Origin of the sequence: Fervidobacterium pennivorans, from assembly GCF_001644665.1 — a bacterium.
Lineage (GTDB): Bacteria > Thermotogota > Thermotogae > Thermotogales > Fervidobacteriaceae > Fervidobacterium > Fervidobacterium ngatamarikiense.
In genome coordinates this window covers 2015521-2030263 of the sequence record NZ_CP011393.1, presented here as the reverse complement: position 1 = coordinate 2030263, position 14743 = coordinate 2015521, and the positions used below count along the sequence as shown (strand labels likewise).

The following is a 14743-nucleotide window of genomic DNA, read 5'->3' as shown; positions in this document are numbered from 1 at the left end:
TGATAAAATAATGCCAAGGGGTTTTTTAAAAACCTTGGCATTATTTTTTTTCGAGGGAGTGAGTAAAGTGCTGCTGAAGGTGATTTTCGCTGTTTGTTTCTTACTTATCGCTATCTTGTTTGTTCTTTTTGTGACAAATAGACGAAAACTAAGAGGAAAAGCAAAGAATGAAAAATCACTGAATGAATTTATCAGCGGACTGGGCATAGTTTTAGAAGGTGAAAAACTGGGAATTGCAATCTGGATTGATGATGAGCTGGTGTATATCAATAGTATCTTACTTGAGCATACAGATGTTGCAGGGATTGATATAAGAAATAAAAAAAACTTAGATGAGTTGTTTTCTCACCCGGAGAGGTATTTAGTGTTTTACGATATCCTAACCGAGATTAAAAAACAACGCGAGGCAAAAGCATCAGATTATTCTGGAGTTTGGAGAAAAGAAATTGGTCAGAAATATTTTGAGATTAAATATTTTAAAAAACACCTCAACGATAAGAAATACGCTGTGCTAACAACCAGAGATGTATCTAATGAGTTATCGAACTTAGAAGTAACTATACTAGCCGAGCTCAGCGAGATTTTCAATGAACATTTTTCAAAAGAAAGTATAAACTTGTATGAACTTGGTGAAGCTATCAAGAAAATACTTGCTAACTACGGACTTGTTGATATCTTTGGAATAGGTCTGCTAAAACCGACAGGAGAACTCTACTTTCCGTACTTTAAGTATACAGACGAAGATGATAGAAGTGGTTTTGTTATAAAGCCCGAGGAAAAAACCCTGTCCAGGTATATAGTTGACAAAGGTCTGAAAGTCCATATCAGAAATTCTGAAAAAGACACTTCTTTTAGTGATGGTTACAACTTTTACTATATAAGGCGATTCACAACCAAGGGCTTCACAATTTACGGTGTTCCGGTGTCATTTCGTGGATTAACTAAAGGAGTTATTTTGTTCGAAAAGCAAGGCGAAGACCAATTTTCAAAATCGACACTTGCTATTTTTGACAAGATAGCTCATTTCATATCCCTTGCACTAAGGTTTATCGAAATACTGGATGAATTGAACACAGAAAGGACGAAACTTTTCGAACTATCGATAAAGGACTATCTTACTGGAGCGTATAGCAGGCGGTTTTTAGAACAATTTTTAGAAAAAGAGTTGAGCAAATGTAGGCGAACAAACTCTAAGACAACGGTTGTGTTCCTGGATGTTAACGAATTTAAAAAGATTAACGACACATACGGGCATGTGTATGGAGACGGAGTGTTAAAGACCTTAGTTGAAACAATATTTAAAAACATAAGAGTCATGGATTTAGTTGCCAGATACGGTGGCGATGAATTTGTGCTTGTTTTTCCAGAAACAACAGTTGAGAACGCCGAATTGGTAATGAAAAGAATAGTGGAATCGTTGAAAGAAAAGAATATTTCTATATCGTATGGTATGTTAGAAATCTCAGAATTTGAGACGATAGATGATGTTTACAAAGAAGTCGATAAAAGGATGTACGAGATGAAGAAGAGTAAAACAAGCAATACATAACAAATGCTGTAAAAAGATAATAAGGAAGGAGAAGACGCTAAGATGAAAAAGTTTCAAAGGTTTAAAGCGTTCATTATTCTAAAGCAATTAAGCACGTCTTTTGCGAGCTTAATTTTTTCTTTCTTGTTCTTTTCTTCGCTTTTTCTTGTTCTACTATCACTTTCTTTAACTTCTTGCCTGCACAAAGAAACTCATGCCAAGGAAAATCTGCCTTCGGAATCTCCAATTTCTTTTGAAGAAAACGGTAACGAATATTACGCTGACCGTATTCTCATTGGTTATTCTGATGAGGAGAAAATCAATAGTATTTTGAATTTACTTAACGGAAAGCTGGTTGTTCATATTCCGGAGATTAAAGTAATCTCTGTAAAGGTTGAAAACGTGGATAAAACACTCCAACTTTTGGGAAACGAACTGATAAGAGGAAAATATGGAATAAGATATGCGGAATATGTTTATGTTAGGAAGCTGGTTCCATTTGAGATAAATACTCGACCAGATAACTATGAAACGAAAAAGTTAGTTGCCACTCTCTCTGAATACACCAACTACTCAGGAGAGTCTCTTGACCTGTATCTGTGGGGGCTCAGGGCTATTAAGATTAAAGATACATGGAGCGATGGACACAGAGGCGAAGGGGTTATTGTCGCCGTTCTCGATACCGGTGTTGATGGAACCCATCCGGATTTGCAAGGGCAAGTTGTAGAAGGCTACCGACCATCTACGGATGAAGTTCTTGCAGAGGGCACTGACTCATCCTTTGGGGGTTCACATGGAACGCACGTGGCAGGTACGATTGTTGCAAAGTCTGATGGAAAGGGAATTGTAGGCGTAGCACCAGGTGCAAAAGTGATGCCTGTGGTTTTGTTCGATAACGGAGGTTGGTATGTAGGAGACGATTACGCAGCAAAAGGGATAATTTGGGCAGTTAATCATGGAGCAAAGATATTGAACAATTCGTGGGGCGGGGCTGGGTATTCACAGACACTTAAAGATGCATTTGACTATGCACTCGAAAGAGGGGTGGTTGTAGTCGCAGCGGCCGGTAATTCAAAAGCTATACAATCTTACCAATATCCGGCGAATTATCCTGGTGTTATACAAGTGGGTGCTGTGGAGTTCAACGGTGGAGACTATACTGTTGCAGACTTTTCCAGCGGTAGCCCAATGATAAGTGTGTGTGCACCTGGAGTGTCGATTATTTCAACAATGCCTCAGGAAGGTTCACGAGGATACGACAGAAGGAGCTTTGCTTTGGCGGAAAACAACGGCTATTATGGTTACATGACCGGCACATCCATGGCAACACCACACGTTTCTGGATTGGTGGCATTATTGCTGCAGAAATATCCAAACGCAAAGCCTTGGCAAATAAGAAAGATACTTGAAGAAAGTGCTGTTGACATAGGTGAAAAGGGCTACGATGAAAAAGCTGGTTACGGTTTGGTAAATGCCAGCGCAGTCAATCAGAATTTACCAGTAGACGGAGGGTTAGATTATCGCTTAACTGTTACAGATGCGTATGGAAAGTGGAATGTGCCTTCTGTGAGTGTTTCACTTGTAGGAGTTGCAAGCAACGGGCGAAATATTCGGTATTTTGCCAAAACGAATGCAGAAGGTATTGCGAAATTTATAAGTATAGATGCAGGTGATTACGATGTAATAGTCAGTGGGCCGGATTCGAAAGAAAATTCTGAAGGACTGATGCGCATAGCTCACAGAAAGGCAGAGGAACGGACGTTGACTTTTCATCAGACTTTAAACGAAAGTAAGTCCGATATCGTAAGGTTTTCCTCTCAGGCTTCCCTGGAAATAGATATACCAGAAGTTGGCGTGAATCCACAGATCGTTTTTCTTGATGTGACAAAGCTACCAACGGAAACTGGATACGAGATAACAAAGGATTTGACAAGCAATACCGTTGATTTCTCAGAGCTGAGTGGACGTTACCTAATTAAACTGAGACTGTCACAAAAAGCCTACGAAAGCATTTCTGTTTCTGGAACTCTAACAATCAACGGAACACATATACCGATTGGTGGGAAGATTCTGGAAGATGCGACAGAAACTTACATTTACGATAGCAATGGTCCGTATGCATGGTGGACACTTTTTGGTAAGTCGGATTAAAAGACTTGAAAATAGCGACGAATTAATTGGGGAGTGTGAATTTGTGGAACGAATGACTAAAGCAGGGATGTATAAATTCTTTTTATCAGTAATTATACTGTTGTCACTGTTACTTAGCTCATGTATCATTACAAAGCCAGATACAGAAAGTGTTGAGATTGCGTTGTATGTATCTGAGTACAACAGTGGTCCAGCAGTCGATGGTGCCACTGTAGAACTTCTCAGAGATGGACATGTTGTTGATACAAAACAGACAATTGACGGGAAGGCACGTTTTAACGTCAAATTGTACTCAGGACCATACTTAGTAAAAATCTCGAAAAGTGGCCACGCGAAGACAACCATAAAGATTCTAAACATCCATTCACCACTTGTGCTTAATACAACATTAAGGAGGACAAAGTTATTATCATCAGAACAAAATCAAAACGAAATGGACTTATCGTTTGATATCTATACTTCAAAAAACAAGATTTCTAAATTACTCTCCGATGACAGCTCTATATACAACATTCTTGGACTGTCTTATATCTATATTTCGGCGAAAAGCACAACTTCAAATTTCCCAGTATCTTTCATGTATGCCAAACTTGGCACTCCGCCAGGTGCTGAATATCTTACTTCTCCAAGGTTGTTTGCTGAGTCTAATATTCTTGAGGGAGAGTTAGATTTAAGACCTTTCTCAGGGAAGCTATATCTCTTCATCGATGCTTACGATGTGAACGACAACAGATACGAAGTTGTTGTGCCCCTTACAGTGACCAAATTTACAAATTTGAAAATCAATCCTTATGTGGTAGAAGCCAATCAACCTGCAGTTTACGCATACAATCTGAACACGACTATAAAATATTACTCAACCCAGGATAGTAGCATGCCAAACCAAAGCAAAAGTCCTACAAACTTATACGTTAAACTCTCCTGGAAAAGATGGTCTGAAAGCTCGCAGAGAAACAAAACGGATGAACCCGACGGATACGTTATCTATAAGTCATACGATGGCAAAGAGTATCAAAAGCTTACAGTTGTGAGTTCAAGGCAAAATACTTACTATGATACAAGTGATATTAGACCGGGAAGTAGAGTCTGGTATTCTATATCTTCGAAATACGGTGGAATGGAAGGACCAAAAGTATTCCTTGGTAGTGTAGAACCGTTGCCTATGGTTGAGATAACAGATGTTTCCCCGTTGGATGGAGCAACAGATGTCTCTTTATCTCCTACATTTAGCTGGAAAATATCTGGTGTGGAGAAGTATGAAGGGAAAATCAAGTATCTTTACGATATGTGGATATACGACCTAACCGTTAATAGTGGTGTTTTTCATTACCCACTTATCGATATTCCCTATTTTACAAGTGATTCATCAATTGTAACAATCAACATGAGTAGCTACGTTTGGAAAGACTTGCCTGATGGAAAGCTTCAACCGGGAAAACCATACGAATGGGCACCGGAGTTGATAGCAGTGATGTGGGATGATAATGAAAATAATTCCTTATCGCTCAGTGTAAACTGTGATTACAACTTCAGAATTTCACCCGTGGTTATTGCACCTGAGAAATACTATCTTTTTGTAACAAGCGATGAATAAAATAGCTCCCCATCTGGGGAGCTTATTTTGCTGTTTCGAATTTTTTTACACCTTGAATTTGTTGAGTTCGGAAACTAATCTGTCAACAACATCCCTAAGTTGCTCAATCTGTCTTCGGATATTCCCAATTTCTTCAACGCTCGTTCTCATTCTTTCAAGTATATACGAACCACTTTCTTCGATTGCCTGTATACTGTGGACTATCTCTGTGGATGCGGAACTCATCTCTTCCGCGCTTGCTGTCTGTTCTTGTGAATGTGCTGCTACGTTGTCTATTACATTCGTTAATTCTGATATAGACCTGGCTATCTGTTCAAAACTTTCTGAAACTTTCTTGTAGCCTTGCTCGGTTTGTTCAACTTCCGTGTAAAGCTTTTCTATCTGACTTTCCAGAGCTTTGGAATACGTATCCACGGCCGATATCGTTGAGTTTATCGTATCGGTTGAAGACTTTGTTTGTTCTGCCAATTTTCTTATCTCATCGGCAACAACTGCAAAACCTCTTCCAGCTTCCCCAGCCCTTGCTGCCTCAATAGCTGCGTTCAGAGCGAGCAAATTGGTTTGTTCTGCTATTTGTCTTACAGTTTCGATAATACTGCCTATGTTCTTTGTTGCGGAACTCAGGTCTCTAATTCCGTTTCTTAATTCTTCGTATTCTCTCACAAATCCACTGGTAATGTTCCTGACATTTTCAAGCTCCTTACTTCCAAACGTCGCTCTTTCTTCAAGCGTCTTTGCTAATTCTGCCGCCTGGGCAGCAAGGTTACTCAGACCTTGTGATTGGCTTGAAAGTTCTTCGATAGTTGCATTTATCTCTTCGATAGATGCGGAGATACGGGAAATATCTTCTTGCTGTTTCTCAATAGCTTTAGAGAAAGAAATTGACATATTTTCGAAGTTATTGAAAGTTTTTTCAAACGTTTCCAGTGAGTTTTCTGTCATTTCGGAAGCGTTCTTTGACTCAGAGATAAGCCTTGAAATACTTTCCGTCGCATGATTAAGTAGCGAATTGATTTGCCAGAATTCGTCTATAGATTTAACCTCAACCCTGTATGTCAAATCACCAGATGCAATCTTTTCAAATGCTTGTTTGAGCGACGGCAGACCTTTTAGAACACCTCTTGCAAGAACGATGGTGACTACTGCGATTACAATATTCAGCACAATGCTTATTAACACAAGTTTGAATTGCACAGAATTTTCAATCTCAAAGGCGAGTGTTGCATATTTTAGCAGTGCGGGACCAATCCAAAGTGATACAGCCATGACGCCAACGCTCAACTTTGTGGTAGTTGGAATCATGAATTTATGAAACAGCTTACTTTCAACCACTTGAGCAACGTTCATCCTCGAATAAATATACAACACTAGTGCAATTATATCCATATTTATCGCAAGTGCACCAGACAATCTGAGCATAAGTACGCTTTCAGGAAGCGGAGCCAATTTACTTGCAAAAAGTCCGACGATAGTTGCTGCAACTATGTTTGCTGTGAACAATACCACAGACATGTATATTGGGACGTTAAACCCTTTGCCCTCAAACGCCTTTCTTACGTTAGCCCTAATCAAAAACAGTACAACGGGAAGTAGCACAACCAAATCGATTAGATATCCAAGAAGTATGTTCACAATTGGGTAATTTCCAATACCCGCAAAAACATAGTAACTAAACAAGAGTGCGGGTAAATCGATAACCGTGACCGCAATAACAGGTAGGATAGAGAGTTTTTTCAATATAGTGTTCTTTTCGTTTTCTGCCAGATTCATGCACATACCTCCAACTTAATAGTTTCGTCTATCTTTCTATCTGTCGTTATGCTATACAATTCTATCACAAATACTCTATAAATAGTGATTTTTATCAAAATTTTATTTCGCAATTCCAACAACCTTAACAGAAACCGTCTGAGAACGTGCTGGAGTTCCGTAGGGCTGATGTGCCCCTGTCAATATCCTCGGGTCGTATGCGTATGTTTTGTAATATCCTGTAAGTGTTTCACCAGTTCTTGGGTTGAAGGTACCGACAGGACCTCTATAGTTTTGCATGATGCTTCCAAACACAAAGAGTTGCCCAGAGGGACTGCCAGTATTGTGATTATCAACCATGAAGGAACCATCAAATGCAAACAAGCTTGCGAAAATCTTCATATTTCTTAGTTTTTCACCAACTCTTACATTGTTGATGGCAACCAAGTTTAATGAAGATGTTTCCTGTGTGTTTACAAAATTCTTTATACTAGCAAGCTTACTTACACTAACACTTTCACTAACCGGATCGCCGTTGTTACCATCTTCATTGTTGGTGAACTGACTTGCGAAAGTATTATAAGGAATAAGACGGTCTTTAATGATGATGTCATTTTCAGAGAAAAGAGTGTAATTTCCTTTATAAGTTGAAAGTTGAGTCGGACCGTCGATAGTTATATTTCCAATTGCGTAAACTACGCCGTTAAACTTTATATTAAATTCCTCTGCTGGACCGCCACCTTGTTTTCTTATCCTGGCATCCGGTGGAGCTGGGTTCCACGAGATGATGTAATCGGTGTTACCTTGGGAAATTTTTATATCGTAGTTACTCCCAGATTGCCCATGGGCAAAACTGATAGTGACATCACCGTTGAATTTTATTCCGCTAAGCACCAAAGGTTCTGAACGGATGTCAGTGTAATTTCTCACAAGTGTATTTATGGAATTTTTATACTCATTTTTTATCGCGTTAAAATCAAGTGCGGCTATATCTGTTGATGTTAATAACCTGTATGGTGGATTTCCTAACAAGTTTGCAAAATTGCTATAATCAGCAGGATTTACTATGTTTCCGTTTCTGTCTTTTATTCCAACGATCTCTATTGGTGATGTGAACGTTGGTTTTCCACCTTCGTTGTTTATGTTTATATAATCGTGCGACCTAACTGGTCCATCGATAAGTTCGCCCTTTATGAAATATATTGTAACCCCGTCAGGACGACGTTCTCTATTTGTGAAGTAAACGTATTGGTTTAAGATTTTTGAGGTGACTATCCCATAACTGTATACAAGTTTCCCTACTTTTTCAGCCCTTGCAACAATTAGAACTGAAAACGGGCTTTTTGACTTGATAGCGTATATGGAGATATTAGAGAGCTTCCTATTTGACAAATATCCAACCAACTCGTCACGTATTTGGTTGTCGGTAGCAAAGCTTCCACTTGCTGTTATTTCAGCAATTAAGAAAGATTTGTTATCTGCGTAGATTTCCAAAAAATCTCTCCATTCCCTGCTGAGTTTTGATTTGAAATCGTTATACCAAGAAGGTAAGCCTGTTTGATACGGGATGTTGAAGCCTAAAATCCCAGCAGAACGATTTCGCAAAAATCCAGCTCCAACGTTCAAGAGGTTGATAGCATCTATCTCAAGTTGTGATGAGACTTGCATTCTGATAGCATTTGTTCTGTAGTTACCAACGAGTTGATAGAGAGTCAAAAGCATGATGCTGGCCACCGTCAAGAAAATCAGCACTAAAGCTGTCATAAAACCTTTTCTTGTTTGCATGTATGAATCCCTCCTCAAATTTTCTTGCCAAAGGTCAAGAAGAACTGCTTAAAGCAGTAAGCAATGGAACAGAATATTTTATTTTTCCATTATTGTGAATGAATGTGACTTCAAGAAATTTTGGGTCTATTATTAAACCTGAGGGTTCTTTCTTAGTCTGGAGTGAAATCGAAACGTATTTTATCTTAGATGTCCTGACCAAGTCTTTGCCGTCAAACCGTATTATCACACTGTCGCCTACTGACACAAATTCAAGTTTTTTCTTAACAGTAACGACATTCATACCAACTGGTGAAAAGAATTTTAGATACACAAACTTACCATCTGGGGCAATTTCCGTAGTCCGGGGTCTACCTTGTGCATCCACCAATTCATCGTTCCATACGCTTTGTGTCAAAATGTTGTCTAATATGTCTGTTACACTTTGAACTTCCGCATAAAAGGCGGCGTATTCTTGCTGTTGATTGAGCACATTTAGTGTTAGGTTGAATATTAGACCTAACATCGCTATAACAAACACCATTATGACCATACTTGCAATTAAACCAGAAAGTGTTAATTCCATATGACCACCTGCCTTCTCGTTGATAGGTTAGTATGCCTTGTATTGGTAAACAATAAATTGTTCGGTTCTTCCGGGAATTCGTTCTATTGTAAAAACGAATTTAACAAAAAAAGGTGTTGTTGTTGATGAGAAACTTACAACTTTCGGATAAGCGACTTGAGTTCCGTTTGATTTGTGAAAACCTCTGTTAATTTCGTCCAAATTGATTGTGGTTTGCCCGACGGACCCTTGGATGTAGATATACCGCGCAAGAAAATTTTGGAGCTCTATCACCTTTTGCTGGTTTTGGATAGATGAAAGAGATTGGAGAACACTTGAGATACCAGTTGTGATTATCATAAAGACGATACTTATAAGCAAAAGTGCTACGAGTGTTTCAACTAACGAATAAGCGGGCCTAAGTTTTGTCTGAATGCTCATCTTCAAACCTCCCTTTTTACTTACTCAACTATTATACAATGCCTTCTAAAAATTTAGACCCATTTTTCCGATAAATCGTTTAGGAAGGATGAAAAGAGGTGAGCATGGTGGAAAAAGTTGACACATTTTTGGCTCAAGAAATACCTACTTTGCCAATAGATTTTGTCGTCAATCTTGTGAATTTTTTGAGTGAATTAGGCGAGTGGAATTTTGTAGATAAGCTTGCAAAATCTATTTACATGCACACAAGAGCCAGCGGTGTGAGGGTTATGACCCCTAACTTTGTTAAAATATTAGGCACCACAATAGGGGTCCTGTATAATTTCTCTTCCGAACATGTGAGAATAAGCGTTTATTTTTCAGGCCAAAACAATAAAGACATTGCAGTGTTAAACTTAGTTTCAAGCGTTGCCGAAACGCATTACAAAAATATTCTCAAATACCAAGAAATGTCCAATATGGCACTTTATGATTCACTTACGGGAGCATATTCAAAAGCAGCAGGTTTAAAATTGTTGGAAAGTGCTGTAGAAAGTGTTAAGCGGACCGGCAGAGATTCATTTATCGTTTTTATAGATATCGACAATCTGAAGAAAATCAACGATGAATATGGCCATTTAAAAGGTGACGAGGTGCTCAAATCGTTCGCACAAGCGTGCATAAAAAGTATGAGAAAAACAGACATGCTTATTAGATACGGTGGAGACGAATTTCTTCTCTTCGTTGATTCCGGAAATCCGGAGATGCTTCTTGAAAGGATTAAAAACCTATCTGCTATCAGCTTCTCGTATGGGATAGTTCCTATCGAAAATGACCGAAGTTTATATGAAATCCTAAAACTTGCTGATGAACGTATGTACAAAGAAAAGAATAAAAAATCTCATGCAAAGTCGAGTAATACTTTGATGGTTATATAGACAAATTCTTAAGAGTTTTAAAAAAATTAAGCGCGATCGTGTTTAAACTTGGGATGATTGACTTATATTGTTGAATAGTAAATGTTCCATTTCCCAACCACCTTGTGGTATAATCTAAATTAAGAAAGCTGAGGGGTGGTTTATTTGGGGAAGGGAACATTTTTATTTTCTTTAACCAATCTGTTTACCATCCAACGTTGGAACAACCGTCCTGCCTTGTTGAGATTCACAGAGGCGGATAATTCTTTTAATACACTCTTCCTTTCGTTTGTTTTTGTTGCAGTTCAAAACTCGGATAGTTTGAACAGGAGTCAAGCGCTTGAAAATAGTCTGCGCTGGCGGTTATCCCGTGAACTACCGAAAATCGTTCTTTCCGATGTCTCTTTGCAGTTGAAAGAACGTATAGAACGGTTTGCACCACATGTGTGGAGCGAAGTTAGGAAAAAGGCACTCGATGATTTAAAAAACATCGCAGATGAAGAAACTGTAAAACTTCTTGTATCAGAAACACAAGAGTGTAACCCTTTGGATAAACTTGCTGATCTTTACATTAGCTACCTCGAGGCGCAAGAAAACGGCAAACTATACGATTATAGCCAACCGTTGAAAGAACTTAAGGAGAAGATAAACAGCATATCTCAAACAATTCCACAAACAGAGCTGAAAAAATACTGGGAAATTGCTCAATATGTTTGGACACCCCTTCTCAACCTCACTTCCATGGTTCGTTGGAATCGAACGCACAGAAACGTTCGCACAAGTGTAAGCGGACATTCTTTCGTCGTGGTCACGATAGCTTACTTGATTGCCAAGCTTTTAAAATCTGAGCCTGTTGAAGAAATAATCACTAAGGGCCTACTCCATGACCTTCCTGAAGCGTTCACAGGTGACGTAATAACCCCCACGAAGAAAAAGGTGGCAGGCCTTGACGAGCTTGTGGCAAATGTGGAAAAAGAAATGACTGTCGAATGGATTAGTGGTTGCGAAGCTTTAGCACCACTTAAAGAATACGTCGACTATGCTGTTGAACCATTTTCTGGAGAGACAGGTATAATTGTGCGCACAGCGGATTATCTGGCTGCGCTTTTGGAATGCGCTGTTGAAATCAACTCGGGTAACAAGATAGATATCTTCAGAGAAAATTTCTTTAACTTCAAGCGGTTGGTTAAAGAAATCTCTCCGATAGATGTCTCTGAGTGGATTGATGAGATAGAAACGATAATATTCTAAAATAAAGCAAAGGGGTATGGCGATGGTAGATTTCAAGATGACAAAAGATGGTCTTGTGTTGTACATAAAGGATTACACGGATATTGTTGATGTACTTCAAAAAATAGAGGACAAAGTAAAAGCTATGGGCAATTTCTTTGCCAAAGGCGACAAAATCATGTTACTTGTGGAAGAGCACGAAAAACACATCTCAGATATCCCGAAAATCGTTGCAAGGGTCCAAGAACTTGGACTCACTATCTCTCATGTTTTAATGGGGTCCGAAGGGAAAAATGATGTGATTATTAGAAAGAAAGTCGATATGGTCAATCAAGGTGATACACGTTCTGGAACCAAGCTGGTAAAGAAAAATCTGAGAAGTGGGCAGAGTATTATCCATTCTGGTGATGTTATCTTGGTAGGCAACTTGCATGCAGGTGCTGAAATTGTCGCTGGTGGTAGTGTCGTTATCTTTGGACGTTGCCAAGGCACAGTGAGGGCGGGGATAAACGAAGGCAGGGAATCTGTTATCATCGCTCTGAGCTTTGAGGCACCTTTTGTCCAAATCTCAGATTTGAAAGGAACGTTTACTGAGAAATTCAACTATCCAGTTGTTCTCCATGTAAAAGCAGGACGAATAGAGGTTGGAAAATACGACAGTAAGATAGGAGGGATAGAACTTGGCTAATAAGCAGATGGAACTGAAAACAAATGAACTGCTTTTGAGATTAACTTCGATTCCGGGACCTTCTGGATACGAAGACGAGGTATTAAAGGAAATTGAGCAGATAATGAAGCCTTTTGTTGATGAATGTTTCAGAACCCCTATGGGAAGTTTGGTATGTGTGAAGAAAGGTACGGGACCAAAAATAGGCTTTTTTGCGCATGCAGACCAAATTGCATTCGTTGTTACAAAAATCTACGAGGATGGTTTTCTGAGACTTTCAGGAGTTGGTGGTTGGGACCCAAAGACAGTAATTAGCCAGAAAGTTTGGGTTCACACTAAAAACGGCAGGCTCAGAGGCGTTGTTGGGTTCATGCCTCCTCACTTGCAAACAACGGAAGAATCAAAAAAAGTGCCAGATTACGACCATCTCTTTGTTGATGTGACGATGAACCCGAACTGGAAAAACATATCTATCGGAGATTTGGTAACACTCGATGTTGAAGGTTTTGAAAAGAACGGAACAATCTTTGCACCAGCGCTCGATAACAGGGCAAGCTGTGTTGCGATAATAAAAGCAGCGGAATTACTTAGCAAAATAAAGACAGATGCGGAAGTTTACCATGTATTCTCAACACAAGAAGAAATTGGTGGACCGGGTGCAAGAAGTGGGGCGTATATATCGGAAATCGAATATGGGATAGTTATCGACGTAACGCACGGAGATGAAGATATTCCAGGATATCCAAGAATCAAAATGGGTGAAGGACCTGCTGTTGCCGTTGGACCGGTGACAAACAGAAGATTTGTAGAACATATTAATAAAATATCTGGAAAATACAATATAAAAGTACAAGTAGAACCGATTGCAGGAAGGTCAGGTACAGATACCGATGAAGTTCAACTAACAAGAATAGGTGTGAAGACAGCATTGATTTCTATCCCATTAAAATACATGCATAACCCTTACGAAAAAATTATCGTTAAAGATGTTGAAGATACGGCTAAACTGCTTGCATTTTCCGCAGTGCACTTGCCAGAAATCGAATATGAAGAATTGCAAAGCATTGGCTCAGTCAGGGAGGGAGAATGATGCTTAAGTACCTAAAAGAACTAACGGAACTCAGTGGACCATCTGGTAACGAGGATAATGTCAGAGAGTTTATAAAATCAATAATATCAGGAAAAGTTGACGAACTTTTTGTCGATAGAATGGGAAACTTAATTGCTCTTAAAAAAGGTAAAGGCAATGGGAAGAAAATTTTACTCGATGCACATATGGACGAAGTAGGATTTATGATCACCAACATCAATGAAGATGGAACACTTTCCTTTGCACCAGTTGGTGGAGTAGACACAAGGGTTATCATTGGAAAAAAGGTAAGGGTTGGAAAAGAAGTTGTTGGTGTGATAGGTTACAAGGCTATACACCTGCAGAAAGACGGATACACGAACACACCAAAGTACAGTGAACTGAAAATAGACATCGGAGCGAAATCAAAAGCAGAAGCTGAAAAACAAGTTAAAATAGGAGACTATGTTTCATTTATCACACCTTACGAAGAACAAGGTGAGTATATCATCGCAAAGGCGTTGGATGATAGGTGTGGATGCAGTGTGTTGATGGACTTAATAGACGAAAATATTGAAACAGAAAATGACATATACTTCGCATTCACAGTCCAAGAAGAGACAGGACTTAGGGGACCAGCGATAATCGCGGAACAACTCAAAGCAGATATTGCAATTGCAGTTGAGACAACAACAAGCGGAGATGATCCAGAGCTTGAAAAGCAACTGTGGTCGACACACCTTGGTGATGGACCAGCTATCACATTTATGCACAGTGGATATGTTGTCCATCAAACAATTTTTGAAAAACTCATCGAAACGGCAAAACAGTTGAACATACCATTCCAATACAAAATGCGCACAGTGGGTGGAACAAACGCGCGAAGATACGCGCTCACAGGCATTCCAGCTGGTGTTGTTTCAGTGCCAGCAAGGTATATACACTCGCCTGTTTCTGTAATTAACAAGAAAGATTATGAGTATACCATTGCTTTGCTGAAAGGATTTCTTAGAAGAACTGATTTTTAACATTCGGTTGCGCTTTGGGAAATATTGACATAACCTTACAAAAAATTGTATAATTTAATAT

Annotated in this window: 12 protein-coding genes; 8 read left to right on the top strand and 4 right to left on the bottom strand. The window is 39.2% G+C overall.

The window, feature by feature from the left end:
* The first annotated feature begins 67 nt into the window (after positions 1–67).
* From JM64_RS09535 to JM64_RS09525, 3 genes are read left to right on the top strand one after another with little or no spacing between them, the layout of a single operon-like run.
* A complete protein-coding gene (locus JM64_RS09535; RefSeq protein ID WP_064012407.1) occupies positions 68–1549 on the top strand; it encodes a sensor domain-containing diguanylate cyclase in 1482 nt (493 codons plus the stop codon).
* A 42-nt stretch (positions 1550–1591) separates the two neighbouring features.
* Entirely contained in the window at positions 1592–3679 is a 2088-nt protein-coding gene (locus JM64_RS09530) for a S8 family serine peptidase (RefSeq protein WP_064012406.1), read from the top strand.
* On the top strand, positions 3606–5273 hold the full coding sequence (locus tag JM64_RS09525; RefSeq protein WP_156487938.1) for a hypothetical protein: 1668 nt from the start codon (positions 3606–3608) through the stop codon (positions 5271–5273). The genes JM64_RS09530 and JM64_RS09525 overlap by 74 nt, the downstream gene beginning before the upstream one ends.
* 45 nt (positions 5274–5318) lie before the next feature.
* Here the strand turns inward: JM64_RS09525 and JM64_RS09520 are convergent, their stop codons facing one another.
* From JM64_RS09520 to JM64_RS09505, 4 genes are all read right to left on the bottom strand, one after another.
* Positions 5319–7043, bottom strand: a complete 1725-nt coding sequence (locus JM64_RS09520) for a methyl-accepting chemotaxis protein (RefSeq protein ID WP_064012404.1) — start codon at positions 7041–7043, stop codon at positions 5319–5321.
* 102 nt (positions 7044–7145) lie between these two features.
* Complete coding sequence (locus tag JM64_RS09515; RefSeq protein ID WP_064012403.1) at positions 7146–8807, bottom strand: hypothetical protein; 1662 nt, start codon at positions 8805–8807, stop codon at positions 7146–7148.
* Positions 8808–8841: 34 nt separating this feature from the next.
* Positions 8842–9372 carry a hypothetical protein gene (locus JM64_RS09510; protein WP_064012402.1) on the bottom strand — a complete coding sequence of 177 codons (531 nt, stop codon included), beginning with the start codon at positions 9370–9372 and terminating at the stop codon, positions 8842–8844.
* 27 nt (positions 9373–9399) lie between these two features.
* Positions 9400–9792 carry a type II secretion system protein gene (locus tag JM64_RS09505; RefSeq protein ID WP_064012401.1) on the bottom strand — a complete coding sequence of 131 codons (393 nt, stop codon included), beginning with the start codon at positions 9790–9792 and terminating at the stop codon, positions 9400–9402.
* A gap of 107 nt (positions 9793–9899) precedes the next feature.
* Between JM64_RS09505 and JM64_RS09500 the strand changes: the two genes are divergently transcribed.
* The 5 genes from JM64_RS09500 (at position 9900) to JM64_RS09480 (ending at position 14682) form a co-directional block, all read left to right on the top strand.
* Positions 9900–10709: a GGDEF domain-containing protein gene (locus JM64_RS09500; RefSeq protein ID WP_064012400.1), complete on the top strand. Its 810-nt coding sequence runs from the start codon at positions 9900–9902 to the stop codon at positions 10707–10709.
* A 135-nt stretch (positions 10710–10844) separates the two neighbouring features.
* On the top strand, positions 10845–11939 hold the full coding sequence (locus JM64_RS09495) for an HD domain-containing protein (RefSeq protein ID WP_231882387.1): 1095 nt from the start codon (positions 10845–10847) through the stop codon (positions 11937–11939).
* 22 nt (positions 11940–11961) lie between these two features.
* On the top strand, positions 11962–12606 hold the full coding sequence (gene minC, locus JM64_RS09490; RefSeq protein ID WP_064012398.1) for a septum site-determining protein MinC: 645 nt from the start codon (positions 11962–11964) through the stop codon (positions 12604–12606).
* Complete coding sequence (locus JM64_RS09485) at positions 12599–13675, top strand: M42 family metallopeptidase (RefSeq protein ID WP_082868386.1); 1077 nt, start codon at positions 12599–12601, stop codon at positions 13673–13675. The genes minC and JM64_RS09485 overlap by 8 nt, the downstream gene beginning before the upstream one ends.
* Positions 13675–14682 carry a M42 family metallopeptidase gene (locus JM64_RS09480; RefSeq protein WP_064012397.1) on the top strand — a complete coding sequence of 336 codons (1008 nt, stop codon included), beginning with the start codon at positions 13675–13677 and terminating at the stop codon, positions 14680–14682. The genes JM64_RS09485 and JM64_RS09480 overlap by 1 nt, the downstream gene beginning before the upstream one ends.
* Positions 14683–14743: the final 61 nt, after the last annotated feature.

Bases quoted from the DNA above. Each gene is read 5' to 3' on its own strand.
- JM64_RS09530 (WP_064012406.1), top strand. From the start codon at position 1,592: ATGAAAAAGTTTCAAAGGTTTAAAGCGTTCATTATTCTAAAGCAATTA.
- JM64_RS09525 (WP_156487938.1), top strand. From the start codon at position 3,606: ATGCGACAGAAACTTACATTTACGATAGCAATGGTCCGTATGCATGGT.
- JM64_RS09520 (WP_064012404.1), bottom strand. From the start codon at position 7,043: ATGAATCTGGCAGAAAACGAAAAGAACACTATATTGAAAAAACTCTCT.
- JM64_RS09515 (WP_064012403.1), bottom strand. From the start codon at position 8,807: ATGCAAACAAGAAAAGGTTTTATGACAGCTTTAGTGCTGATTTTCTTG.
- JM64_RS09510 (WP_064012402.1), bottom strand. From the start codon at position 9,372: ATGGAATTAACACTTTCTGGTTTAATTGCAAGTATGGTCATAATGGTG.
- JM64_RS09505 (WP_064012401.1), bottom strand. From the start codon at position 9,792: ATGAGCATTCAGACAAAACTTAGGCCCGCTTATTCGTTAGTTGAAACA.
- minC (WP_064012398.1), top strand. From the start codon at position 11,962: ATGGTAGATTTCAAGATGACAAAAGATGGTCTTGTGTTGTACATAAAG.
- JM64_RS09480 (WP_064012397.1), top strand. From the start codon at position 13,675: ATGCTTAAGTACCTAAAAGAACTAACGGAACTCAGTGGACCATCTGGT.